The sequence below is a fragment of the Streptomyces sp. HUAS CB01 genome (genome assembly GCF_030406905.1).
Classification (GTDB): Bacteria; Actinomycetota; Actinomycetes; order Streptomycetales; family Streptomycetaceae; genus Streptomyces; species Streptomyces chengbuensis.
The window spans coordinates 7,131,396-7,155,108 of record NZ_CP129137.1; the positions used below are offsets into that span (position 1 = coordinate 7,131,396).

General features: G+C 72.5%; 22 protein-coding genes. 17 read left to right on the plus strand and 5 right to left on the minus strand.

The annotated features are described in order from the left end of the window. Positions 1-107 precede the first annotated feature (107 nt). Positions 108-752, plus strand: coding sequence for a DJ-1/PfpI family protein (locus tag QRN89_RS31080; protein ID WP_290352743.1), 645 nt, complete (start codon positions 108-110; stop codon positions 750-752). 150 nt (positions 753-902) lie between these two features. Here the strand turns inward: QRN89_RS31080 and QRN89_RS31085 are convergent, their stop codons facing one another. Next, positions 903-1,679, minus strand: coding sequence for an enoyl-CoA hydratase/isomerase family protein (locus tag QRN89_RS31085; protein ID WP_290352744.1), 777 nt, complete (start codon positions 1,677-1,679; stop codon positions 903-905). Positions 1,680-1,854: 175 nt separating this feature from the next. On the opposite strand from QRN89_RS31085, the gene QRN89_RS31090 reads away from it, so the two are divergent. Beyond that, a complete protein-coding gene (locus QRN89_RS31090) occupies positions 1,855-2,454 on the plus strand; it encodes an HdeD family acid-resistance protein (RefSeq protein ID WP_290352745.1) in 600 nt (199 codons plus the stop codon). A gap of 209 nt (positions 2,455-2,663) precedes the next feature. After that, on the plus strand, positions 2,664-3,134 hold the full coding sequence (locus QRN89_RS31095; protein WP_290352746.1) for an ATP-binding protein: 471 nt from the start codon (positions 2,664-2,666) through the stop codon (positions 3,132-3,134). 39 nt (positions 3,135-3,173) lie between these two features. Here the strand turns inward: QRN89_RS31095 and idi are convergent, their stop codons facing one another. The 4 genes from idi to galE form a co-directional block, all read right to left on the minus strand. Then, entirely contained in the window at positions 3,174-3,767 is a 594-nt protein-coding gene (gene idi, locus QRN89_RS31100; RefSeq protein WP_290352747.1) for an isopentenyl-diphosphate Delta-isomerase, read from the minus strand. Between the two features lie 136 nt (positions 3,768-3,903). Further along, positions 3,904-5,157: a bifunctional class I SAM-dependent methyltransferase/N-acetyltransferase gene (locus tag QRN89_RS31105; protein ID WP_290352748.1), complete on the minus strand. Its 1,254-nt coding sequence runs from the start codon at positions 5,155-5,157 to the stop codon at positions 3,904-3,906. Positions 5,158-5,349: 192 nt separating this feature from the next. Next, positions 5,350-6,291, minus strand: coding sequence for a cation diffusion facilitator family transporter (locus QRN89_RS31110; RefSeq protein ID WP_290352749.1), 942 nt, complete (start codon positions 6,289-6,291; stop codon positions 5,350-5,352). A 156-nt stretch (positions 6,292-6,447) separates the two neighbouring features. Beyond that, positions 6,448-7,431, minus strand: coding sequence for a UDP-glucose 4-epimerase GalE (galE, locus tag QRN89_RS31115; RefSeq protein ID WP_290352750.1), 984 nt, complete (start codon positions 7,429-7,431; stop codon positions 6,448-6,450). A 300-nt stretch (positions 7,432-7,731) separates the two neighbouring features. Here galE and QRN89_RS31120 point away from each other — a divergent pair, with 300 nt between their 5' ends. The 14 genes from QRN89_RS31120 to hpnH all read left to right on the plus strand — a co-directional run bounded on the left by QRN89_RS31120 (position 7,732) and on the right by hpnH (position 23,660). Then, on the plus strand, positions 7,732-9,594 hold the full coding sequence (locus tag QRN89_RS31120; protein ID WP_290353930.1) for a DUF5941 domain-containing protein: 1,863 nt from the start codon (positions 7,732-7,734) through the stop codon (positions 9,592-9,594). Next, entirely contained in the window at positions 9,591-10,328 is a 738-nt protein-coding gene (locus tag QRN89_RS31125; protein WP_290352751.1) for a phosphocholine cytidylyltransferase family protein, read from the plus strand. Before QRN89_RS31120 ends, QRN89_RS31125 begins: the two co-directional genes overlap by 4 nt. Then, positions 10,316-11,380 (plus strand): iron-containing alcohol dehydrogenase family protein, encoded by a 1,065-nt coding sequence (locus QRN89_RS31130; protein ID WP_290352752.1) that lies wholly within the window; start codon positions 10,316-10,318, stop codon positions 11,378-11,380. The genes QRN89_RS31125 and QRN89_RS31130 overlap by 13 nt, the downstream gene beginning before the upstream one ends. Then, complete coding sequence (locus QRN89_RS31135) at positions 11,358-12,137, plus strand: CDP-alcohol phosphatidyltransferase family protein (protein WP_290352753.1); 780 nt, start codon at positions 11,358-11,360, stop codon at positions 12,135-12,137. The genes QRN89_RS31130 and QRN89_RS31135 overlap by 23 nt, the downstream gene beginning before the upstream one ends. A gap of 5 nt (positions 12,138-12,142) precedes the next feature. Continuing rightward, complete coding sequence (locus QRN89_RS31140) at positions 12,143-13,015, plus strand: glycosyltransferase family 2 protein (protein ID WP_290352754.1); 873 nt, start codon at positions 12,143-12,145, stop codon at positions 13,013-13,015. A gap of 91 nt (positions 13,016-13,106) precedes the next feature. Beyond that, the gene (locus tag QRN89_RS31145; RefSeq protein WP_290352755.1) at positions 13,107-14,036 is read left to right on the plus strand and encodes an ABC transporter permease; all 930 of its coding nucleotides are present in this window, start codon (positions 13,107-13,109) and stop codon (positions 14,034-14,036) included. Continuing rightward, a complete protein-coding gene (locus QRN89_RS31150) occupies positions 14,023-14,823 on the plus strand; it encodes an ABC transporter ATP-binding protein (protein WP_290352756.1) in 801 nt (266 codons plus the stop codon). The genes QRN89_RS31145 and QRN89_RS31150 overlap by 14 nt, the downstream gene beginning before the upstream one ends. 431 nt (positions 14,824-15,254) lie before the next feature. After that, the gene (hpnC, locus tag QRN89_RS31155; protein ID WP_392855034.1) at positions 15,255-16,175 is read left to right on the plus strand and encodes a squalene synthase HpnC; all 921 of its coding nucleotides are present in this window, start codon (positions 15,255-15,257) and stop codon (positions 16,173-16,175) included. An 8-nt stretch (positions 16,176-16,183) separates the two neighbouring features. Then, on the plus strand, positions 16,184-17,122 hold the full coding sequence (gene hpnD / locus QRN89_RS31160; RefSeq protein ID WP_290352757.1) for a presqualene diphosphate synthase HpnD: 939 nt from the start codon (positions 16,184-16,186) through the stop codon (positions 17,120-17,122). A gap of 103 nt (positions 17,123-17,225) precedes the next feature. Next, positions 17,226-18,650 carry a hydroxysqualene dehydroxylase HpnE gene (hpnE, locus tag QRN89_RS31165; protein ID WP_290352758.1) on the plus strand — a complete coding sequence of 475 codons (1,425 nt, stop codon included), beginning with the start codon at positions 17,226-17,228 and terminating at the stop codon, positions 18,648-18,650. Next, complete coding sequence (locus QRN89_RS31170; protein WP_290352759.1) at positions 18,647-19,774, plus strand: polyprenyl synthetase family protein; 1,128 nt, start codon at positions 18,647-18,649, stop codon at positions 19,772-19,774. Before hpnE ends, QRN89_RS31170 begins: the two co-directional genes overlap by 4 nt. 137 nt (positions 19,775-19,911) lie before the next feature. Continuing rightward, positions 19,912-21,942, plus strand: a complete 2,031-nt coding sequence (shc, locus tag QRN89_RS31175; RefSeq protein ID WP_290352760.1) for a squalene--hopene cyclase — start codon at positions 19,912-19,914, stop codon at positions 21,940-21,942. Then, on the plus strand, positions 21,943-22,632 hold the full coding sequence (locus QRN89_RS31180; protein ID WP_290352761.1) for a phosphorylase family protein: 690 nt from the start codon (positions 21,943-21,945) through the stop codon (positions 22,630-22,632). Between the two features lie 5 nt (positions 22,633-22,637). Further along, the gene (gene hpnH, locus QRN89_RS31185) at positions 22,638-23,660 is read left to right on the plus strand and encodes an adenosyl-hopene transferase HpnH (RefSeq protein WP_290352762.1); all 1,023 of its coding nucleotides are present in this window, start codon (positions 22,638-22,640) and stop codon (positions 23,658-23,660) included. Positions 23,661-23,713 lie beyond the last annotated feature (53 nt).

Here is a 23,713-nt window from a genome sequence, read left to right on the forward strand (position 1 = left end):
CGCGAGAACGACCGCCCGGGCGTACCGGGATCGACCGCGAGACCGCGAGAACGACCGCCCGGGCGTACCGGGATCGACCGCGAGACCGACCGCCGAAAGGACCCGCCATGCAGATCGCCATCGTGCTCTACGACGAGTTCACCAGCCTCGACGCCATCGGCCCCTACGAGTTGCTGTCCCGGCTTCCCGGAGCGGAGACCGTCTTCGTCGCCAAGGAGGCCGGTCCCGTGCGGAACGACCAGGGCACCCTCGTGGTGGTCGCCGACCGGGCGCTGCACGAGGTGACCGCGCCGGACATCGTGCTCGTCCCGGGCGGCCCCGGTTCACGGCGGGCCATGCTCGACGGGACCGTCCTCGACTGGCTGCGCACGGCCGACGCGACCAGCACCTGGACCACGTCCGTGTGCACCGGCTCGCACCTGCTGGCCGCCGCCGGGCTCCTCGAGGGCCGCCGGGCCACGTCCCACTGGCTCGCCCTGGACGACATCGTGCCGTTCGGCGCGGAGCCGACGGGGGAGCGCGTGGTCTTCGACGGCAAGTACGTCACCGCCGCGGGCGTCTCCGCCGGGATCGACATGGCGCTTCATCTGCTGGGCCGGATCGCGGGCGACGAGGTCGCCCAGACGGTCCAGTTGCTGACCGAGTACGATCCGCAGCCGCCGTACGACGCGGGATCGCCGGCCAAGGCCCCGGCGGGGATGGTGGCGCAGTGGCGCGGTCACGCGGGGCTGGTCCTGGGGCAGGACGCCTGAGCCCCGGCCGGGCGGTCCCGGACACCGGCCCGTCCCGGTCCCTCGCCGTCCCTCGCCTTCCCGGTCCGCGCCGTCCCGCGCCGTCCTGCGCCGTGCCGTGCGGCGCCGGTCCGTCCGTACGGCGGCCCCGCCGGATCCGGTCGTCCCGCCTCACACGCTCCAGGTGAAGCGGGGCGGCCTGCGCTCCAGGAAGGCGGCGATGCCCTCGGCGGTGTCGCCGCTGCCGCGCGCCTGCTCCGCCCAGTGGGCGTCGCGGTCGGTGCGCCCCGACGCGAACTCCTTCGCTGCCGCCTGCGTCAGCTGCGACCGGGACGCCAGGACGCGGGCGAACTCGGCCACCCGCCTGCCCAGTTCGCCCGTCGGCAGCACCTCGTCCACCAGACCGGTGCGCAGCGCACGCTCCGTGCCGATCAACTCGCCGGAGAACAGCAGGTACTTCGCGGTGGCCGGGCCGACGAGCGAGACCAGCCGCCGGGTCGAGGACGCGGGGTAGACGATGCCGAGCTTCGCCGGGGTGATCCCGAAGGAGGCGCCCTCCTCGGCGAACCGCAGATCGCAGGCGGCCGCCAGCTGGCAGCCGCCGCCCACGCAGTAGCCGCGGACAGCCGCCAGCGACGGCTTGGGGAACGCCGCGAGCGCCTCCTCGGCCCGTACGGCCAGCTCCTGCGGCGGCTCGTCCGGGGCGGGCGCGCTCAGGGAGGTGATGTCGGCGCCGGCGCAGAAGGTGCCGCCGTCGCCGGTCAGCACCAGCACCCGTACGGCCGGGTCGCGGCCCAGCCCGTCCAGCAGCCCGGGCAGTTCCCGCCACATCGCGGCCGTCATCGCGTTGCGCCTGGCGGGATGGCTGATGACGACGGTCGCGACCCCGTCCGCCACCGTGTGCCGCACCTCCGGCTCCGCCTCGTGCGCCTCGTTCGTCCGGTCCATGCGCCGGATGCTATCCGCCGGACCCGTACCTATGATCAAGAAGGGGTGCCGGCGCCGACGACCGGCGAGGGCAACGGTGATGACGGCAGTGGCGACGGAGCCGGCGCAAGCGGCGGAGACCGCGGAACCGGCGAGGACGACAGCGACCGGGGAGGGGCACGACGAGGAGGCACCCATGACCGGTCCCGCCCAGGAGGGCAGAAAGCTCCGCCGCAGCTTCGGCTGGCTGGCGGCCCTCGGGGTGATCCTCGTGATCGCCGGGATCGTGGGCCTCGTCTACGTCGGCGTCGCCACCCTCACGTCGATGCTGCTGTTCGGCTGGCTGCTGCTCGTCGGCGGGCTGGTCGGACTGCTCCACGCGATCGAGTCGCGCGGCAGCAGCTTCTTCTGGCTGGGCGTCGTCGTCGCCGCCCTGAACATCGCGGCCGGTGTGGTCGTCATCCGCCACCCGGAGGGCAGCGCCGAGGCGCTGACGATGTTCGCCGCGCTGCTCTTCCTCACCGGCGGACTGTTCCGGCTGGTGGGCAGCCTCGTCGTGCGGGGGCCGCAGTTCGGCTGGACCCTGCTCCAGGGCGCGTTCGGTCTGCTGCTGGGCATCCTGGTGCTCGTGAACTGGCCCGAGAGCAGCCGCTACGTCATCGGCACGTTCTTCTCCCTGGCCCTGCTCTTCGACGGGCTCGGGCTGATCGCCATCGGCGTGGGCGGCCGCCGGATCGCCGAGATGGTCACGGAGGGGGCAACCCAGGAAAGCCGGGGTAGCCGGGACAGCCGGTGAGGTGCCGGTTCGGCCGCCGCCGACGCGTCCGAGAGGCCGTCGGAAGAGCATCCGGATCGATCGAAGACCTGACCGGAACGCACTATCCCGGTCCGGAACTGTCGATAGAAGCTGACTTCTGGTCAGCAGCCCGGTATGGACCAGCGCGTTCCCAACACTCGTGTACACAACAGTTCCCAGCGACGTTTCACGAGGGTGGGTGCGGGACTATGGAGAGCCCCGGGAGCGTCCCGGCCCGGCCACTGTCGTACGAAGGCGTCTGGCGGTTCACCGCACCCGCACTCGACGTGTCCGTACCGCAGGCCCGGCACGCCGTCCGCGATCTGGTCCGCCGCCAGGGCGTACCGGTCCACGACGAGGTCCTGCAGGGACTGCTGCTGATCGTGTCCGAGCTCGTCACCAACGCCGTCCGGCACGCGGCCCTGCTCTCGCCGCAGGTGGCGGTCGAGGTCGCGGTCGGCCCGGAGTGGATCCGGGTGGCCGTCGAGGACAACCACCCCTACCGGCCCAAGGCCCTGGAGAGCGACTCCGCCCAGACGGGCGGCCGGGGACTGCTCCTCGTCAAGGAGATCACCCGGGAGGCGGGCGGGGAGTGCGACGTCGAGCACACGTCGAACGGCGGAAAGATCATCTGGGCCGCACTGCCGCTCGTCCCCGTGAGCGGCGCGGCACCCCTGTAGGGCGCCGCGCCGCGGGACCTCACACGGAGGTCCGGTGGGTCACCAGCCGCCGGCCGGGCCCGTGAGCTCCCTGATCGCCGGGCGAGCGGAGTCCAGCACCGTCATGAACCAGGCCGAGAACGTGTCCCGCGCATGCCGCTCCGTCAGCTCCGCCGCCGTCACGAACACCGTCTCGCCGACCTCTTCCGGGTCGGGGCGCAGCGGCGACTGCACCAGTCCCACGAAGAGATGGTTGAACTCCTGCTCGACCAGGCCCGAGGCCGGATCGGGATGGTTGTAGCGGACGGTGCCGGCCTCGGCCAGGAGCGACGGCGAGACGCCCAGCTCCTCGTGCGTGCGCCTGGCGGCGGCCGTGAACGGGGCCTCGCCCGGATACGGGTGGCCACAGCAGGTGTTCGACCAGACTCCGGGGGAGTGGTACTTGCCGAGCGCCCGCCGCTGCAGCAGCAGTCGCCCGTGCTCGTCGAAGAGGAACACGGAGAAAGCCCGGTGCAGCTGTCCCGGCGCCTGATGGGCGGAGAGCTTCTCCGCGGTGCCGATGGTTCGGCCGGTCTCGTCGACCAGTTCCAGCAAGATCGGTTGCGTGGTGCCGTTCGACGAGCTGTTCGGCGCGGTGGCGGGTGTGATCGGCATAGCCATCCTTCGCTTCGGTCCTCGGCCCTGAGGGGCGCACCCAGTCTGCCGTACAAAAGCGGCTTGTCCGCACTTCACCGCCCGTGGGCATGTCCGTGCCCGTGGTGCGGGGAGCACGACGGGCACGGACGGCGGCTCAGACCCCGAACGCCTCCGGGTACATGATCATGCCCTGTGGCGCCTCCGGGGAACCGTCCAGCACCATGGCCATCATCGCCTCGTCGGGGACCTCGAAGCCGGGTCGGATGCCGAGCCGTGAAGCGGGCCCGAATCCGAACCTCGGGTAGTACTCCGGATGACCCAGCACCACGACCAGCCGCTCACCCCGGACCCGGGCGGCGTCCAGCGCCGCCCGGATCACCGCCGAGCCCGCGCCCTGTCCCTGGTGCTCCGGGGCGGTGGCGCAGGGCGCCAGTGCCAGTGCGGGCTCGCCGCCGACCAGGCAACGGGTGAGCAGCGCGTACGCCGCGACGGAGCCGTCGGGCGCCTCGGCCACCCAGGAGAGGCCGGGGAGCCACGCCGAAGGGTCCCGCCGCAGCGCGTCCACGAGATCCGCCTCGTCCTCCGTGGGGAAGGCGGCGGCGTTGACGGCGTGCACGGCCCGTACGTCGGCGTCCGTCTCCGGCCGGACCCGCCAGCGCGGGTCCGCGGGCCGCAGCACGTAGCCGGTGTAGCCGTACTCCGCACCGTGGTCACGGCGCACCGCGATCTCCGCCCGGGTGGCCGCCAGGGCGGCGGTCGTCGCCCGCGTCGCCGTCTCCGGATCGACGGCGGCGGCCCGGGCGCCGAGCGGGCCGTAGTACTCCTGCCAGTCGCTCTCGGGCTGACGGTGCACCCCGGCGACGTGATAGCCGGCGCCGACCGCCGCGGCCGCGTTGGCCGCCGTCGTGCGCAGCGGACAGTGCTCGTCCCAGAAGGCACGGGCAGCCGGACTCGGTTCGGCGCAGGTCCACTCGCACTCGGTGAGGACCAGGACGCCGCCCGGTGCCAGCAGGCGCCGCCAGGAGCGCAGCGCCGTGTCGAAGCCGATCGCGTACGCCGAACCCTCGGCCCAGACCAGGTCGAACGACCCGTCAGGGAAGGGCGGTGCGCCCATGTCGGCGCAGACGGTACGGATGCGGTCGGCGAGACCGCGCGCCCGGGCGGCCTGCCTCAACTCGTCCAGGAACGGCTCGTGCAGATCCACGGCCGTGACCTCCGCCCCGGCCTCGGCCGCCAGCAGCAGCGCGGCACGGCCGGGGCCGCAGCCCAGGTCGAGCACCCGCGGGCGCGGAGGCACGGGGCCGGCGAGGGCCAGCAGCCGGCGGGTGGTGTCGTCGGAGCCCGGTCCCTGCCGGGGCAGCCCGTGGTGCAGGGTGAAGAAGGCGTCACGAAAAGCGTTGTCGGACAACGTGGGGAACCCTTTGGATGAGACGGGTCCCAGCCGACGTACGGATCAGGTCAGCGTACGGAGAATGACCGGTCGGGAACCCGGAGGTCGATGGTGGACGGTGCGCTGCGCGGGGCAGCGTCGACTGCGACCGTCATCAACCTCAGCTCCTCTCGGTCCCGTACGGACACGGCTGCGCCAATGTAGCAGCCCTCAGTGACAGTAGCCCGCCTCGTGCTCGGCGTGACCGCCGGGCTCCAACTGGAACGTGCAGTGCTCCACGTCGAAGTGAGAGCCGAGGCAGCTCTGCAGCTCGTGCAGCATCTTCTCGTGGCCCACCGCGTCCAGGAGGTCGGGCGCCACCACCACGTGCGCGGAGAGGACCGGCATGCCGGAGGTGATCGTCCAGGCGTGCAGATCGTGGACGTCCAGGACGCCGGGCAGGGCCTGGATGTGCTCGCGCACCTCGGCCATGTCCACCCCCTTCGGCGCCGCCTCCAGCAGCACGTTCAGCGTCTCCCGCAGCAGCTTCACCGTCCGCGGCACGATCATCAGGCCGATGACCAGCGAGGCGATCGGGTCGGCGGCCTGCCAGCCGGTCGCCAGGATGACGGCCGAGGAGATCAGCACCGCCACCGAGCCGAGCGCGTCCGCGAGCACCTCCAGATACGCGCCGTGCACGTTGAGGCTCTCCTGCTGCCCCCGCTTCAGCAGGAACAGCGACACCGCGTTCGCGGCCAGACCGACGAGGGCGAAGGAGACGGCGACCCCGCCCTTGGTCTCGGCCGGGGTGATGAAGCGCTGGATCGCCTCGTACAGCAGGAACCCGCCGACGCCGAGCAGCAGGACGCAGTTCGCGAGCGCGGCGAGGATCTCGGCCCTGGCGAGGCCGAAGGTGCGGCTCGCGTCCGCCGGCCGGTTGGCGAAGTGGATCGCGAGCAGCGCCATGGCGAGGCCCAGACCGTCCGTGGCCATGTGCGCGGCGTCGGCGATCAGGGCGAGCGAGTCCGCCAGCACACCGCCGGCGATCTCCAGGAACATCACGCCCAGCGTGATCGCCAGGGCGACGCGCAGCCGCCCCCGGTAGGCGGCGGCCGCGGTCCCCGCCGGCGGGCGACCGCCGTGCGCGTGTCCGTGGTCGTGCCCTGCCCCCATGCGACAAGCCTCCCGGATCACGGTGAACGATCTGTCCGAGTGGCCAGTGAACTACGGGTGGGGGGTACCGGGCAACATGACGGTGAACACCGTTGTCATATGCCCTGACCTGCGGATACGTCCGCAGGTCAGCGTGCCGGGCAGTCGCCGGCGCGGTCAGCGGCGGGCGGCCTCCGGGCGGTGCAGCAGCCAGCCCTCCCACGCCGACTCGACCATCTCGCGCACACCGCGCGAAGCCGTCCAGCCGAGCTCCTCGCCGATGCGCTCGACCGACGCGACGGCCCGCGCCGCGTCCCCGGGACGGCGCGGCTCGACCACCGCCGGCGTGCCGTGACCGGTCACCTCGGCGACGACACGGGCCAGCGTGAGCACCGAGACGCCCTCGCCGCGGCCGACGTTCACCGTGAGGTCGCCGGCCCCGTCCTGGCCGGCCAGCCGGCGGGCCACGGCCAGATGGGCGTCGGCGAGATCGGCGACGTGGATGTAGTCGCGGACGCAGGTGCCGTCGGGCGTCGGATAGTCGTCGCCGAAGATCCTCGGGGCGTCACCCCGGGTGATCCGGTCGAAGAACATCGGGACGACGTTGAACACCCCGGTGTCCGCGAGCTCGGGACGGGCCGTGCCCGCGACGTTGAAGTAGCGCAGACAGGCGGTGGCGAGACCGTGCGCCCGGCCCGCCGCCCGCACCAGCCACTCGCCGGCGAGCTTGGTCTCGCCGTACGGGTTGATCGGCACGGCCGGGGTGTCCTCCGTGATCAGCTCCACGTCGGCCATCCCGTACACCGCCGCCGACGAGGAGAAGAGGAACCGCTTCACGCCCGCGTCCACGACGGACTCGAGCAGCACGGTCAGCCCGTGGACGTTCTCCCGGTAGTAGCGCAGCGGCTGCTCAACGGACTCGCCGACCTGCTTCCTCGCCGCCAGGTGCACCACTCCCGTGACCGCGTGCTCGGCGAGGACGCGGTCCAGCAGCTCCCTGTCCAGCAGGGTGCCCCTGACCAGCGGCACCCCCTCGGGCAGCCGCTCCGCGTTGCCCGTCGAGACGTCGTCGAGCACGACGACCCGCTCCCCGGCGCCGGTCATGGCGTGCGCCACGTGCGCTCCGATGTACCCCGCCCCGCCTGTGATCAGCCAAGTCATGCCCGCCACCCTAACCAGGCGGCGTCCGGGGCGGCCCTGCCCCAGGGAGCGGGTTTGTGGGGTCGGCCACTGATCGACAATGATGATCTCGGTCGCGGCACCGGCGGCCGGTCCCGGTCCGGGCAAGGGACGCCCGGACCGAGGACGAGGCCGGCGGGACGAACGGGAGTGTCCTCACCGGGAAACCTCAGTGAACTCGTGCTTCCGTTCATCCGATAGCCTCAGCCGACATGCCGCCGCCCGGTCCCGGGCCGAGCCGCCGTGCCCACCCATCCGATGAGCGCCAAGGAGTGAGTCCGTCTGTCGACCGCCATCCTCACCGGTCCGCCGGTACCCGGATCGCCGCTCGAGGGCGATCTGCGGTCGCTGGGCTTCGACGTACGCATCGCCTCCGGGGCCGACGAGGCGGCTGACCTGCTCGCCGCCGTCCCGGCCGCCGAGCGGGCCGCGCTCGTGGACCCGCGCTTCGTCGGCCACCTCCACGCACTCCGCCTCGGCCTGACGGACCCCCGCTTCCCGGCCGCCGCGATCCCCGGCGCCGCCACCGCCCGGCCCGAGGCGCGCGCCGCCCTGCTCGCGGCCCTGCGGCAGGCGGCCCCGCAGTCCGCCGTGCAGTCGTCCCCCGACCCCGCGTCCCCGTCCCCCGGGGCCGCGGCCACCGACACCGTCCCCGCGGCGGCCGGCGTGCTCCCCGACCTCGTCGCCGATGCCCTCGCCGCCGAGGGCGCCGCTCCGCACCGGCCAGAGCTGGGGACGCTGGTGGCGACCGTGCCCGGCGACCCCCAGGCCCGCAACGAGGCCCGGCAGGCCGTGGCCGCCGTCGACGACGAGGACGTCCGGCTGCGCTCCGCGGTGAAGGCGCGTGACGGGTTCTTCACGACCTTCTTCATCAGCCCGTACTCGCGCTACATCGCCCGCTGGTGCGCGCGGCGCGGGCTGACCCCGAACCAGGTCACCACCGCCTCGCTGATCACCGCGCTCATAGCGGCCGCCGCCGCGGCCACCGGCACCCGGGGCGGCTTCGTCGCCGCCGGCGTGCTGCTGATCCTCTCCTTCGTCCTCGACTGCACCGACGGGCAGCTCGCCCGCTACTCCCTGCAGTACTCCACGCTCGGCGCCTGGCTCGACGCCACCTTCGACCGGGCGAAGGAGTACGCCTACTACGCGGGCCTCGCGCTCGGCGCCGCACGCGGCGGGGACGACGTCTGGGCCCTGGCGCTCGGCGCGATGGTGCTCCAGACCTGCCGCCACGTGGTCGACTTCTCCTTCAACGAGGCCAACCACGACGCGACCGGCAACACCAGCCCCACCGCCGCCCTCTCCGACCGGCTCGACAGCGTCGGCTGGACGGTGTGGGTCCGGCGCATGATCGTGCTCCCGATCGGCGAGCGCTGGGCCATGATCGCCGTGCTGACCGCCGTCACCACCCCGCGGATCGTCTTCTACGCCCTGCTGATCGGCTGCGGCTTCGCCGCCGCGTACACCACCGCCGGCCGCGTGCTGCGCTCGCTCACCCGCAAGGCCCGCAGGACCGACCGCGCGGCACAGGCGCTCGCCGACCTCGCCGACTCCGGTCCGGTGGCGGACGGCTTCGCCGCCGCGTTCAAGGGCTTCGCCCGTCGGCTGCCGTCGCTCGCACCGCCCGTGATCGCCGCGCTCGGCGCCGCGGCGGTCACCCTCACCGCGTGGCTCGCCCCCTACGGCAGCCCCTGGACGGTCGTCGCCGCCCTCGGCTACGCCCTCACCTCCGGCCTCGCCGTCGCGCGCCCGCTCAAGGGTGCTCTCGACTGGCTGGTGCCCCCGGTCTTCCGCGCCGCGGAGTACGGCACGATCCTGATCCTCGCCGCCCGGGCGGACGTGAACGGGGCCCTTCCCGCGGCATTCGGCCTGGTGGCCGCGGTCGCCTACCATCACTACGACACGGTGTACCGCATCCGCGGGGGCACCGGCGCGCCCCCGCGCCGGCTGGTCCGGGCGGTCGGCGGGCACGAGGGGCGGACCCTGGCGGTCGCGCTGCTGGCCACCCTGCTGGGCGCCCCGCAGTTCACGATCGCGCTGACGGTCCTCGCGGTCGCCGTGGCACTCGTGGTGGTCGCGGAGTCCGTCCGCTTCTGGGTCTCCTCCGGAGCACCCGCCGTACACGACGAAGGAGAACCCGCATGATCGGCCTTGTCCTGGCTGCCGGTGCCGGACGGCGTCTGCGCCCCTACACCGACACCCTTCCGAAGGCCCTCGTGCCCGTGGACGGGGACCTCTCGGTCCTCGACCTGACGCTGAAGAACTTCAGCGAGATCGGCCTCACCGAGGTCGCCGTCGTCGTCGGCTACCGCAAGGAGGCCGTGTACGCGCGCAAGGACGAGCTGGAGGCCACGTACGGCCTGAAGCTCACCCTGATCGACAACGACAAGGCCGAGGAGTGGAACAACGCCTACTCCCTGTGGTGCGCGCGTGACGTCCTCAGGCGGGGCGTGATTCTCGCCAACGGCGACACCGTGCACCCGGTCTCCGTCGAGAAGACCCTGCTCGCCGCCCGCGGCGACGGCCGGAGGATCATCCTCGCCCTCGACACGGTCAAGCAGCTCGCCGACGAGGAGATGAAGGTCATCACCGCGGACGGCCAGGGCGTCCGCCGGATCACCAAGCTGATGGACCCTGCCGGTGCCACCGGTGAGTACATCGGTGTCACCCTCATCGAGCCCGAGGCCGCCGAGGAGCTCGCCGACGCGCTGAAGGCCACCTTCGAGCGCGACCCCGACCTCTACTACGAGGACGGCTACCAGGAGCTGGTGAACCGGGGCTTCCAGATCGACGTGGCACCGATCGGCGACGTCAGCTGGGTCGAGATCGACAACCACGACGACCTCGCGAAGGGCCGGGAGATCGCGTGCCAGTACTGACCCGGCTCATCCCGTCGCCGGTCGTCGTCGACATCGGCTGCGGGGCGATGGACGACCTGGCCGGTCTCCTGGCCGACCAGCGCATCTCGGCGTCCGGCGAGCTGGCGATCGCGATCAGCAACGGCTCGGGGCAGGCCCTGCGCGAACGGCTGGCACCGGTGCTGCCCGGCGCCGACTGGTACGAGGTCTCGGACGGCACCATCGACTCGGCGGTCAAGCTGGCCGACGACATCAAGGGCAAGCGCCGCTACGACGCGGTCGTCGGCCTCGGCGGCGGCAAGATCATCGACGTGGCGAAGTACGCCGCGGCGCGGGTCGGGCTGCCCATGGTCGCCGTCGCCACCAACCTGGCGCACGACGGCCTGTGCTCGCCGATCTCCATCCTCGACAACGACAACGGCCGCGGCTCCTACGGCGTCCCCTCGCCGATCGCCATGGTGATCGACCTCGACGTGGTGCGCGAGGCCCCGGTCCGGTTCGTCCGCTCCGGGATCGGCGACGCGATCTCCAACATCTCCGCGATCGCCGACTGGGAGCTCTCCCGCAAGATCACCGGGGAGTCCGTCGACGGCCTGGCCGCCGCGATGGCCCGTACCGCCGGCGAGGCCGTGCTCCGCCACCCCGGGGGCGTCGGCGACGACGAGTTTCTGACGGTGCTCGCGGAGGCGCTGGTGCTCTCCGGCATCGCCATGTCGATCAGCGGTGACTCCCGGCCGTCGTCCGGCGCCTGCCACGAGATCAGCCACGCCTTCGACCTGCTCTACCCCAAGCGGGCCGCCAGCCACGGCGAGCAGGTCGGGCTGGGCGCCGCCTTCGCGATGCACCTGCGCGGCGCCGGGGAGGAGTCCGGCCTGTTCGCCGAGGTCCTCCGCAAGCACGGGTTGCCGGTCCTCCCCGAGGACATCGGCTTCTCCGCCGACGAGTTCGTCCGGGCCGTGGAGTACGCACCGCGGACCCGGCCCGGCCGCTTCACCATCCTCGAGCACCTCGACCTGTCCACCGATCAGATCAGGGACGCGTACGCCGACTATGCCAAGACCATCCGTAGCTGAGCTCCGTCCGGTCGTTCACCCCGCGGGCGTGAAGGACCGGCGCAGTGGCGAGCACTGGGGCGGCCGCCTGTACATGCGCGAGATCTCCCTCCGCATCACCCGCGTCCTGGTCGGCACCAAGGTCACGCCGAACCAGCTGACGTACCTGATGACCCTGGCCGGGGTCCTGGCCCTGCCGGCCCTGCTGGTGCCGGGCGTGTGGGGTGCCGTCCTCGGCGTGGTGATGGTCCAGCTGTACCTGCTGCTGGACTGCGTGGACGGCGAGGTCGCCCGCTGGAAGAAGCAGTACTCCCTGTCCGGCGTGTACCTGGACCGGGTCGGCGCCTATCTGTGCGACGCCGCGGTGCTCGTCGGCTTCGGCCTGCGCGCCGCGGACCTGTGGGGAGGCGGGCGGATCGACTGGCTGTGGGCCTTCCTCGGCACCCTCGCGGCGCTCGGCGCGATCCTGATCAAGGCCGAGACCGACCTGGTCGGCGTCGCCCGGCACCAGGCCGGGATGGAGCCGGTCAAGGACGCGGCGGCCGAGCCGCGCTCGTCCGGCATGGCGCTCGCCCGCCGGGCCGCCTCCGCGCTGAAGTTCCACCGGCTGGTCCTCGGCATCGAGGCGTCCCTGCTGATCCTGGTGCTGGCGGTCCTCGACCAGATCCAGGGCGACCTGTTCTTCTCTCGTCTGGGTGTCGCCGTGCTGGCCGGTGTCGCGCTGCTGCAGACGGTGCTGCACCTCGTGTCCATCCTCGTCTCCAGCAGGCTGAGGTGAGCCGTATGAAGCTCGGTGCCGTCATCATCACCATGGGCAACCGGCCCGACGACCTGCGCGCCCTCATCGACTCGGTCGCCAAGCAGGACGGCGACCCCGTCGAGGTGGTCGTCGTCGGCAACGGCGCCCCGGTCACGGGCGTGCCCGACGGTGTGCGCACGGTCGACCTGCCCGAGAACCTGGGCATTCCCGGCGGCCGCAACGTCGGCATCGAGGCGTTCGGCCCGGGCGGCGGCGACGTCGACGTGCTGCTCTTCCTCGACGACGACGGTCTGCTGCCGAAGACCGACACCGCCGAGCTGGTGCGCCGGGCGTTCGAGGAGGACCCCGCCCTCGGGATCGTCAGCTTCCGCATCGCCGACCCGGACACCGGCCTCACCCAGCGCCGGCACGTCCCGCGGCTGCGGGCGTCCGACCCGATGCGCTCCTCGCGCGTCACGACCTTCCTCGGCGGTGCGAACGCGGTGCGCACGAAGGTGCTGGAACAGGTCGGCGGGCTGCCGGACGAGTTCTTCTACGCCCACGAGGAGACCGACCTCGCCTGGCGGGCCCTCGACGCGGGCTGGATGATCGACTACCGCTCCGACATGGTGCTGCACCACCCGACGACCCCGCCCTCCCGGCACGCGGTCTACCACCGCATGGTGGCCCGCAACAGGGTGTGGCTGGCCCGTCGCAACCTGCCCGCGCCCCTGGTGCCCGTCTACCTCGGGGTGTGGATCCTGCTGACTCTCCTCAGGCGGCCCTCGGCCGCGGCCCTCAGGGCATGGTTCGGCGGCTTCAAGGAGGGCTGGACCACCCCGTGCGGGCCCCGCCGTCCCATGAAGTGGCGTACCGTGTGGCGACTGACGCGACTGGGCCGACCGCCTGTCGTCTGACGGTCCGGATCTGAGAGCATCGGGCGTACTCCGGGACCTGGCCGCCACCTGAGGCCCAAGCCGCGCATCTTGAACACGAAAGTCTCGACTTGTGAGTGACACAACCCACGACGGCGCGATCGCCACGAGCGCTCGGCCGTCTCCCGACGACGGTCTGACACCGGCGGAGCTGGCCGCCAAGTACGGCCTGTCGGTGAGCGGTGCCCGCCCAGGGCTGGTCGAATACGTCAGGCAGCTCTGGGGCCGCTGGCACTTCATCCTGGCGTTCTCCCAGGCGAAGCTGACCGCCCAGTACAGCCAGGCGAAGCTCGGCCAGCTGTGGCAGGTCGCGACGCCGCTGCTGAACGCTCTCGTGTACTACCTGATCTTCGGCCTCATCCTCGGCGCGGGCCGCGGGATGTCGAAGGAGGTCTACATCCCGTTCCTGGTGACGGGCGTGTTCGTGTTCACGTTCACGCAGACGTCGGTCATGGCCGGCGTCCGGGCGATCTCCGGGAACCTGGGACTGGTGCGGGCCCTGCACTTCCCCCGGGCCTCGCTGCCGATCTCGTTCGCGCTGCAGCAGCTCCAGCAGCTGCTGTTCTCGATGATCGTGCTCGTGCTCATCGTGGTGGCGTTCGGGAGCTACCCGTCGCTGAGCTGGCTGCTCGTGCTGCCGGCCCTGGGGCTCCAGTTCGTGTTCAACGTCGGCATGGCGCTGATCATGGCGCGGATGGGCAGCAAGACCCCCGACCTCGCCCAGCTGATGCCGTTCATCATGCGGACCTGGATGTACGGCTCGGGTGTCATGTTCTCGATCAAGGTGATGCTCGCGGACAAGCCCGCGTGGATCGCCGAGGTCCTCATGTACAACCCCGCGGCGATCTACATGGACCTGATCCGCTTCGCCCTGATCGACGGGTACGACTCGTCGAACCTGCCCTCGCACGTGTGGCTGGCCGGCGGGCTGTGGGCGCTGCTGCTGGGCGTCGCCGGGTTCGTGTACTTCTGGAAGGCGGAGGAGCGCTATGGCCGTGGCTGACCACCTCGAGGACCCGCGCGACGCCCGGGTGCCCACCGTCATCGCCGACGACGTGCACATCGTGTACCGCGTCAACGGCGGCAGCGGCGGCAAGGGCAGCGCGACCGCCGCGCTGAGCCGGATCGTCAAGCGCGACCGCGGGGAGTCCCGCGGCGTCCGCAAGGTCCACGCGGTCCGGGGCGTCTCCTTCACCGCCTACCGCGGTGAGGCGATCGGCCTGATCGGCACGAACGGCTCGGGCAAGTCGACGCTGCTGCGCGCGATCGCGGGCCTGCTGCCCACCGAGAGCGGCAAGGTCTACACCGACGGCCAGCCCTCCCTGCTGGGCGTCAACGCGGCTCTCATGGGTGATCTGACCGGTGAGCGGAACGTCATCCTCGGCGGCCTGGCCATGGGCATGTCGCGCGAGGAGATCCGCGCCCGCTACCAGGGCATCGTCGACTTCTCCGGCATCAACGAGAAGGGCGACTTCATCACCCTGCCGATGCGCACGTACTCCTCCGGTATGGGCGCCCGGCTCCGGTTCGCGATCGCGGCGGCCAAGAACCACGACGTGCTGATGATCGACGAGGCGCTGGCCACCGGTGACCGCAAGTTCCAGATCCGCTCCGAGGAGCGCATCAGGGAGCTGCGCCAGGAGGCGGGCACGGTCTTCCTGGTCAGCCACAGCAACAAGTCGATCCGGGACACCTGCGACCGGGTCCTGTGGCTGGAGAAGGGCGAGCTCCTGATGGACGGCCCGACCGACGAGGTCATCAGGGCGTACGAGAAGGAGACCGGGAAGTAGCCCGGTTCCCGCAGCGGGCGGAAGGGCCCCCGCCGGACCGCTCCGGCGGGGGCCCTCGCACGGCCGGCCCCCGCCGGAGCCGGCCGGGAAGCGGGGCGGACGGAGGTCCGCGCGTAGCCGACCGGCCGTCAGGTCCTGTTCCCTCCGGGGAGGTTGACGGCGCACCGCAGGTCGACTGCGGCGCGGCCGGTGCCCCGCTGAGAGTGGGGACGAGGTGGAACGTAAGCTGTACCGGTGCTGATTCACGGCAAGTGGGGCGATACGCCCTGAGGGATCCCGGCTGCCGGGCGGCGAAGCCCCTCGTCGGGACCGGCGGCGTGTCCGAAATAGGATGTATTGGGTCGGCAGTGTAGAACGGGAGATGTGACGGCCATGACGGAAGATCTCCAGCTCCGCGTGGGCAGTGCCGTCCCCGCACCTGGCAGCCCGCAGTGACAGGTACCCGGCAGGTGCGCCCCGACGCCTCCATGCGCACCACGCTCGCCAAGGCCGCGGACGAGAACTTCCCCGTGGCCCCCTTCTTCCTGCCCCGCGCCTGGCGCGACGACCTCATGGCCGTCTACGGCTACGCCCGGCTCGTCGACGACATCGGCGACGGCGATCTCGCCCCGGGCGGAGCGGACGCCCGCCACCTCGGCCTCGACCCCGCGCAGAGCGACGACCGGCTCGCGATGCTCGACGCCTTCGAGACCGATCTGCGGCGCATCTTCCCCGGCGGCGACGGAGCCCCGCGCCATCCGCTGCTGCGGGCGCTCGTGCCGACCGTGCGCCGCTGCGGGCTCACCCCGGAGCCGTTCCTCGGCCTGATCGAGGCCAACCGCCAGGACCAGCTCGTCCGCCGCTACCGGACCTGGGACGACCTCACGCGCTACTGCGAGCTGTCCGCCGACCCCGTGGGCCGGCTCGTCCTGGCGATCACCGGTTCGGCCGACCCCGAGCGGATCCGCCGGTCCGACGCCGTGTGCACCGCCCTCCAGATCGTCGAGCACCTCCAGGACGTCGCGGAGGACCTGGCCGCGGACCGCGTCTACCTGCCGGCCGAGGACATGGAGCGCTTCGGGGTCACCGAGGACGACCTGGCCGCACCGACCGCGGGCGCACCGGTACGCGCCCTGATCGCCCACGAGGCCGCGCGGGCCGGAACGCTGCTGGAGGAGGGCATCCCGCTCGTGGGCAGCGTCCACGGCCGGCTCAGGCTGCTGCTCGCCGGCTTCGTCGCCGGCGGGCGCGCCGCCCTCGCCGCGATCGAGGCCGCCGGCCACGACGTCCTTCCCGGGCCGCCCCGGCCCACCAGGCCCCGGCTGATGCGCGAAGTGGGAGCCGTCTTGCACAGAGCGCGCAGAGAGGGGTGAGCCGGGCCATGGAGGAGTTCACACACATGTCCGCGCCGGTCCGGGCCGCGTACAGCTACTGCGAGGCCGTCACCGGGACGCAGGCGCGCAACTTCGCGTACGGCATCAGGCTCCTGCCCGCCGACAAGCGCCAGGCCATGTCCGCCCTGTACGCCTTCTCCCGGCGCGTGGACGACATCGGCGACGGCCTCCTCGGCGAGACCGCCAAACGGGACCGGCTCGAGGGGACCCGCGAGCTCCTCGGCAGGATCCGGGACGGGGCGGTGGACGAGGACGACACGGACCCGGTCGCCGTGGCCCTCGCGGACGCGGCCCAGCGCTTCCCCATCCCCCTCGACGCCCTCGACGAGCTCATCGACGGCGTCCTGATGGACGTCCGCGGCGAGACGTACGAGACCTGGGACGACCTCAAGGTCTACTGCCGCTGTGTCGCGGGCGCCATCGGACGGCTCTCCCTCGGGGTGTTCGGGACCCTGCCCGGCGCGCGCGGCACCGAGCGGGCCTCCGAGTACGCCGACACGCTCGGACTCGCCCTCCAGCTCACCAACATCCTGCGCGACGTCCGCGAGGACGCGAGCAACGGCCGCACCTACCTGCCCGGCGACGACCTCGCCAAGTTCGGCTGCACCGGCGGCTTCCACCGCGCGATCCCGCCCTCGGGGGCCGACTTCACCGGCCTCGTCCACTTCGAGGTACGGCGCGCCCGGGGGCTGTTCGCCGAGGGCTACCGGCTGCTGCCCATGCTGGACCGGCGCAGCGGCGCCTGCGTCGCCGCCATGGCCGGGATCTACCGCCGCCTGCTCGAACGCATCGAGCGCGACCCCATGGCCGTCCTGCGCGGCCGGGTCTCCCTGCCCGGCCGGGAGAAGGCGTACGTCGCCGTGCGCGGCCTCTCCGGCCTCGACGCGCGGCACATCTCCCGCAAGGCCGTCAGGAGGCGCGTCTGATGGCACGGCCGACACCCCCTCGGCGCCGCACGGCCGCCGGGCCGCCCGCGGCACCCCGCCGCGCCGCGCACCCGGGTGCCCTCCCCGCCGGCGGGGAGGGCCCATGACGGACCGGGACAGCACCTCCGAGCGGCACGCCGTCGTCGTCGGGGGCGGGATCGCCGGGGTGACCGCCGCGCTCCGCCTCGCCGACGCCGGACTGCGCGTGACGCTCCTGGAGAACCGGCCCCGGCTCGGCGGGCTCGCCTTCTCCTTCCGGCGCGGCGAGCTGACCGTCGACAACGGCCAGCACGTGTACCTGCGCTGCTGCACCGCGTACCGCTGGTTCCTCGACCGCGTCGACGGCGCCCGCCTCGCACCGCTCCAGCCGCGCCTCGACGTGCCCGTGCTCGATGCCGCCCACCCCGGGGGCCCCCGCCTGGGGCGGCTGCGCCGCACCGCCCTGCCCGTCCCCCTGCATCTGGCCGCGAGCCTCGCCCGGTACCCGCACCTCTCCCTCGCCGAGCGGGCCGCCGTCGGGCGCGCCGCGTTCGCGCTGCGGGGGCTCGACCCCGCCGACCCCGCCCTCGACGGCGTCGACTTCGCGACCTGGCTGCGCCGCCACGGCCAGTCCGCGCGCGCCGTCGAGGCCCTGTGGGACCTGGTCGGGGTCGCCACCCTCAACGCCACCGCCCCGAACGCCTCCATGGCCCTGGCCGCGATGGTCTTCAGGACCGGCCTGCTCTCCGACCCCGGCGCGGCCGACATCGGCTGGGCCCGCGTCCCCCTCGGGGAGCTGCACGACACACTGGCCCGCAAGGCCCTCGACACGGCCGGCGTCCGCACCGAACTGCGCACGCGCGTCAGCGAGGTCACCCGCGCGGACGACGGGCGCTGGAACGTCACGGCAGGCACCGGCCCGCTCACCGCGGACGCCGTCGTCCTCGCCGTACCGCAGCGCGAGGCGCACGCCCTGCTCCCCGAGGGCGCCCTGGACGACCCCGACCGGCTGCTCGCCATCGGGACCGCACCGATCCTCAACCTGCACGTGGTCTACGACCGCCCGGTGCTGCGCCGGCCCTTCTTCGCCGCGCTCGGCAGCCCCGTCCAGTGGGTCTTCGACCGCACGGACGCCTCCGGCATGTCGGAGGCGGGGTCCCGGGGCGACGGCGGCGGGCGGCGGGCCGGACAGTATCTGGCGCTGTCCCAGTCCGCGGCCGAGGACGAGATCGACACCCCCGTCTCCGTCCTGCGCGAGCGCTACCTTCCCGAGCTGGAACGGCTGTTGCCCGCCACCCGCGGGGCGGAGGTACGGGACTTCTTCGTGACCCGGGAGCGCACGGCGACCTTCGCCCCCGCCCCCGGTGTCGGTAGGCTCCGGCCCGCAGCCCGTACCAACGCCCCCGGCCTCTTCCTGGCCGGGTCGTGGACCGCCACCGGCTGGCCCGCGACCATGGAGGGCGCCGTGCGGAGCGGACTGAGCGCCGCCGGTGCCGCGCTCGCAGCCCTCGGCCGCCGCCATGAACATCCGCTCGAGGAGGCGGCATGAGAACCACGTCCGGAACCAGAGGAGAGAAAGTGCCGACTGCGCCTTCGGCGAACCCGGCTGTCGACACCGCGGCCGTCACCGCGCTGCTTGAGCGTGGGCGGACGATGTCCACCCCGGTGCTGCGCGCTGCCGTTGACAGGCTCGCGCCCCCCATGGACACCGTCGCCGCCTACCACTTCGGCTGGATCGACGCCCACGGCCGTCCCGCGGACGGCGACGGCGGCAAGGCCGTGCGCCCGGCGCTGGCGCTGCTGTCCGCCGAGGCGGCCGGTGCGGCGCCCGAGGTCGGCATCCCCGGGGCCGTCGCCGTCGAGCTGGTGCACAACTTCTCGCTGCTCCACGACGATCTGATGGACGGTGACGAGCAGCGCCGTCACCGCGACACCGTGTGGAAGGTGCACGGCCCCGCCCAGGCCATCCTCGTCGGCGACGCGCTGTTCGCCCTCGCCAACGAGATCCTGCTGGAACTCGGCACGGTGGAGGCGGGCCGCGCCACCCGCAGGCTCACCACCGCCAGCCGCAAGCTCATCGACGGCCAGGCCCAGGACATCTCCTACGAGCACCGGGAGCGGGTCACCGTCGAGGAGTGCCTGGAGATGGAGGGCAACAAGACCGGCGCCCTGCTCGCCTGCGCCGTCTCCATCGGCGCGGTGCTCGGCGGCGCCGACGACCGCACCGCCGACACCCTGGAGTCGTACGGCTACCACCTCGGGCTCGCCTTCCAGGCCGTCGACGACCTGCTCGGCATCTGGGGCGACCCGGAGGCCACCGGCAAGCAGACCTGGAGCGATCTGCGCCAGCGCAAGAAGTCCCTGCCCGTCGTCGCCGCGCTCGCCGCGGGCGGCCCCGCGTCGCAGCGGCTCGGGGAACTCCTCGCCGCCGACGCCAAGGCGGATCCCGACGAGCGGCCTCCGGCCACGGGCGACTTCGACGGCTTCTCCGAGGAGGAGTTCGCCGCCCGGGCGGCGCTGATCGAGGAGGCCGGCGGCCGCGACTGGACGTCGCAGGAGGCCCGCAGGCAGCACGCCATCGCGGTGGAGGCGCTCGACCGGGTGGACATGCCCGAGCACGTCAGGGCCCAGCTCGTCGCCCTCGCCGACTTCGTCGTCGTACGCAAGAGATGAGCACCGGTGCGCGGACGGCGCCGACGGAGATGATCACGATCAATCGCATATGAGTTCGCAGTCGCCGGCCGGTGCCCTCACGGCACCGGCCGACGGCAGACCCGAAGCAGCACGTCCGACTGCACGAAGGGGAAGCCATGACAGCGACGACCGACGGAAGCGGCGGGACCCCGGCGTCCCGCGCAGCCTCGGCCAGCGAACGCACGACCGACCACCGTTCCGTTCCGGTGGACTCCGGGAGCCTCGGCACCACCGCCCTGCTGACGGCGCAGCGCTCCGTGGAGCACCTGCTCGGCAGGCAGGACACCCAGGGCTGGTGGAAGGCCGATCTCGAGACCAACGTCACCATGGACGCCGAGGACCTGCTGCTCCGTCAGTTCCTCGGGATCCAGGACGAGAAGACCACCGCAGCCGCCGCCGTGTTCATCCGGGGCGAGCAGCGCGAGGACGGCACCTGGGCCACGTTCTACGGCGGCCCCGGCGAACTCTCCACCACCATCGAGGCGTACGTCGCCCTGCGCCTCGCCGGCGACCGCCCGGACGATCCGCACATGGAGCGCGCCGCCGCGTGGGTCAGGGCGCAGGGCGGCATCGCCGCGAGCCGCGTCTTCACCCGGATCTGGCTGGCGCTCTTCGGCTGGTGGAAGTGGGAGGACCTGCCCGAACTGCCGCCCGAACTCATCCATCTGCCCTCGTGGTTCCCGCTCAACATCTACGACTTCGGCTGCTGGGCCCGCCAGACGATCGTGCCGCTCACCGTCGTCTCGGCCACGCGCCCCGTACGGCCCGCACCGTTCGCTCTCGACGAGCTGCACACGGACCGCCACCACCCCAACCCGCCCAGGCCCCTGGCCCCGGCCGCCAGTTGGGAGGGGATCTTCCAGCGCCTCGACCGGCTGCTGCACGGCTACCGCAAGGTGGCCCTGCGCCCGCTGCGCCGCGCGGCCATGAACAGCGCCGCCCGCTGGATCATCGAGCGGCAGGAGAACGACGGCTGCTGGGGCGGCATCCAGCCGCCCGCCGTCTACTCCGTGATCGCCCTCCATCTGCTCGGATACGACCTCGACCACCCGGTGATGCGCGCCGGGCTGGAGTCGCTGGACCGCTTCGCCGTGTGGCGGGACGAGACCACCGGGCCGGGCGGCCGTCCGGAGGGCCCGGCGAGGATGATCGAGGCCTGTCAGTCGCCCGTGTGGGACACCTGTCTCACCGTCATCGCCCTCTCCGACGCCGGAGTGCCGGCGGACCACCCGGCACTCGTCAGGGCCGCCGACTGGATGCTCGGGGAACAGGTCACCCGGCCCGGTGACTGGTCCGTACGCAGGCCCCGTCTCGCCCCCGGCGGCTGGGCGTTCGAGTTCCACAACGACAACTACCCCGACGTCGACGACACGGCCGAGGTCGTCCTGGCCCTGCGCAGGGTCAGGCACCCGGACCCGTCCCGTGTCGAGGAGGCCGTCGCCCGGGCGGGCAACTGGACGCTGGGGATGCAGTCGAGGACCGGCGCCTGGGGAGCCTTCGACGCCGACAACACCAGCACCTTGCCGAACCGGCTGCCGTTCTGCGACTTCGGCGAGGTCGTCGACCCGCCGTCCGCCGACGTCACGGCGCACGTCGTCGAGATGCTGGCCCACGAGGGACGGGCCCACCACCCCCGCACCCGCCGCGGAGTCGAGTGGCTGCTGCGCGAACAGGAGCCGAACGGCGCCTGGTTCGGCCGGTGGGGTGTCAACCACCTCTACGGCACGGGCGCGGTCGTCCCGGCGCTCACCGCGGCAGGGGTGCCCGCCTCGCACCCCGCGATCCGGCGGGCCGTCGGCTGGCTGGAGTCCGTCCAGAACGACGACGGCGGCTGGGGCGAGGACCTGCGTTCCTACCGCGACGAGGCGTGGATCGGCCGGGGGGTCTCCACCCCCTCCCAGACTGGCTGGGCGCTGCTGGCTCTGCTGGCGGCGGGGGAGCGGGACGGCAGGGCCGTCGAGCGGGGCATCGCGTTCCTCGCCGCCGCGCAGGGCGAGGACGGCTCCTGGGACGAGCCGTACTTCACCGGGACCGGCTTCCCCTGGGACTTCTCCATCAACTACCACATCTACCGGCAGGTCTTCCCGCTGATGGCCCTCGGCCGTTACGTGCACGGAGAGCCGTCCACCGGCCGGAGCGGGGGCTGAATGGCAGCCTCCCCGGGCACGCCGCCCGACGACGCCCCGGTCCCGCCGCTGCTGATCGCCTGCGCGCTCGGCATCGAACGGCTCGCCCTGCGCGCGGGCGGCCGGGGCGGCGCGCCGGGCCCGGTGACCGTACTCCGAACGGGTATGGGGCCGAAGAACGCGGAGCGTGGCCTCGCGCGGGCGCTGGGTGACGGCGTGGAGGGCGGGGGAGACCGTACCGGGACGGTGCCGGCGGCCGGGGTCATCGCCTCCGGTTTCTGTGCGGGGCTGGCTCCCGGGATGCACCCCGGTGACGTCGTGGTGGCCGACGAGACCCGCGGGCCCTGGGGCGTCACCCCCTGCACCGCCACGGATGTGCTGACGGAGGCCCTGGCCAGGGCGGTGCCCGGGCGGACCGTGCACACCGGCCCGCTGACCGCCTCCGACCACGTGGTGCGCGGAGAGGAGCGGACGGAGCTGGCGGCGACGGGGGCGATCGCGGTGGACATGGAGTCGGCCGCGACGCTCCGCAGTGCCCTGCGAGCCGGAGTGCGCCCGGTTGCGGCCGTCCGGGTGGTCGTGGACGCTCCAGAGCATGAGCTGGTCCGAATCGGCACGGTGCGCGGTGGAATATCAGCTTTCCGTGTCTTGTGTGCCGTAATGCCTGCTTTCTTCGAATGGCACCGTTCTTTGCTGCTCCCCAGGAGGTGAGCCAGATGGCCATGCCGCTCCGCCAGACCATCAGGGTCGGGACCTATCTCTTCCAACAGAAGCTCCGCAGGCGCGAGAAGTTCCCGCTGATCGTGGAGCTGGAGCCGTTGTTCGCGTGCAATCTGAAGTGCGAGGGCTGCGGGAAGATCCAGCACCCGGCCGGGATCCTCAAACAGCGGATGCCGGTCGCCCAGGCCGTGGGCGCCGTTCTGGAGTCCGGTGCCCCGATGGTCTCGATCGCGGGCGGCGAGCCGTTGATGCACCCTCAGATCGACGAGATCGTGCGGCAGTTGGTGGCGAGGAAGAAGTACGTCTTCCTCTGCACCAACGCCTTGCTGCTGCGCAAGAAGATGGACCGGTTCACCCCCTCGCGGTACTTCGCCTTCGCCGTCCACATCGACGGGCTGCGCGAGCGGCACGACGAGTCCGTCGCCAAGGAGGGCGTCTTCGACGAGGCGGTGGAGGCGATCAAGGAGGCCAAGCGGAGCGGTTTCCGGGTCACCACCAACTCCACCTTCTTCAACACCGACACCCCGCAGACGGTCGTCGAGGTGCTGAACTACCTCAACGACGAGCTCAGGGTCGACGAGATGATGATCTCGCCCGCGTACGCCTACGAGAAGGCACCCGACCAGGAGCACTTCCTCGGCGTCGAGCAGACCCGCGAGCTGTTCCGGAAGGCCTTCGCCGACGGCAACCGGCGGCGCTGGCGGCTGAACCACTCCCCGCTCTTCCTGGACTTCCTCGAGGGCAAGGTCGACTTCCCCTGCACCGCCTGGGCGATTCCGAACTACTCGCTCTTCGGCTGGCAGCGCCCCTGCTACCTGATGAGCGACGGTTACGTCCCCACGTACAAGGAACTGGTCGAGGACACCGACTGGAGCAAGTACGGCCGAGGCAGGGACCCGCGCTGCGCGAACTGCATGGCCCACTGCGGCTACGAACCGACCGCCGTCCTGGCCACCATGGGCTCCCTGAAGGAGTCGTTGCGCGCCGCGCGGGAAACCGTGTCGGGTAGCGGGAGCTGAGGCCGGACGGCGGACGCCGGCCGCCCCTGCCGGAGCAACGGATCAGAGAGGGG

Bases quoted from the DNA above. Each gene is read 5' to 3' on its own strand.
- QRN89_RS31080 (WP_290352743.1), top strand. From the start codon at position 108: ATGCAGATCGCCATCGTGCTCTACGACGAGTTCACCAGCCTCGACGCC.
- QRN89_RS31085 (WP_290352744.1), bottom strand. From the start codon at position 1,679: ATGGACCGGACGAACGAGGCGCACGAGGCGGAGCCGGAGGTGCGGCAC.
- QRN89_RS31090 (WP_290352745.1), top strand. From the start codon at position 1,855: ATGACCGGTCCCGCCCAGGAGGGCAGAAAGCTCCGCCGCAGCTTCGGC.
- QRN89_RS31095 (WP_290352746.1), top strand. From the start codon at position 2,664: ATGGAGAGCCCCGGGAGCGTCCCGGCCCGGCCACTGTCGTACGAAGGC.
- idi (WP_290352747.1), bottom strand. From the start codon at position 3,767: ATGCCGATCACACCCGCCACCGCGCCGAACAGCTCGTCGAACGGCACC.
- QRN89_RS31110 (WP_290352749.1), bottom strand. From the start codon at position 6,291: ATGGGGGCAGGGCACGACCACGGACACGCGCACGGCGGTCGCCCGCCG.
- galE (WP_290352750.1), bottom strand. From the start codon at position 7,431: ATGACTTGGCTGATCACAGGCGGGGCGGGGTACATCGGAGCGCACGTG.
- QRN89_RS31125 (WP_290352751.1), top strand. From the start codon at position 9,591: ATGATCGGCCTTGTCCTGGCTGCCGGTGCCGGACGGCGTCTGCGCCCC.
- QRN89_RS31135 (WP_290352753.1), top strand. From the start codon at position 11,358: ATGCCAAGACCATCCGTAGCTGAGCTCCGTCCGGTCGTTCACCCCGCG.
- QRN89_RS31140 (WP_290352754.1), top strand. From the start codon at position 12,143: ATGAAGCTCGGTGCCGTCATCATCACCATGGGCAACCGGCCCGACGAC.
- QRN89_RS31150 (WP_290352756.1), top strand. From the start codon at position 14,023: ATGGCCGTGGCTGACCACCTCGAGGACCCGCGCGACGCCCGGGTGCCC.
- hpnD (WP_290352757.1), top strand. From the start codon at position 16,184: ATGGAGGAGTTCACACACATGTCCGCGCCGGTCCGGGCCGCGTACAGC.
- hpnE (WP_290352758.1), top strand. From the start codon at position 17,226: ATGACGGACCGGGACAGCACCTCCGAGCGGCACGCCGTCGTCGTCGGG.
- QRN89_RS31170 (WP_290352759.1), top strand. From the start codon at position 18,647: ATGAGAACCACGTCCGGAACCAGAGGAGAGAAAGTGCCGACTGCGCCT.
- shc (WP_290352760.1), top strand. From the start codon at position 19,912: ATGACAGCGACGACCGACGGAAGCGGCGGGACCCCGGCGTCCCGCGCA.
- QRN89_RS31180 (WP_290352761.1), top strand. From the start codon at position 21,943: ATGGCAGCCTCCCCGGGCACGCCGCCCGACGACGCCCCGGTCCCGCCG.
- hpnH (WP_290352762.1), top strand. From the start codon at position 22,638: ATGGCCATGCCGCTCCGCCAGACCATCAGGGTCGGGACCTATCTCTTC.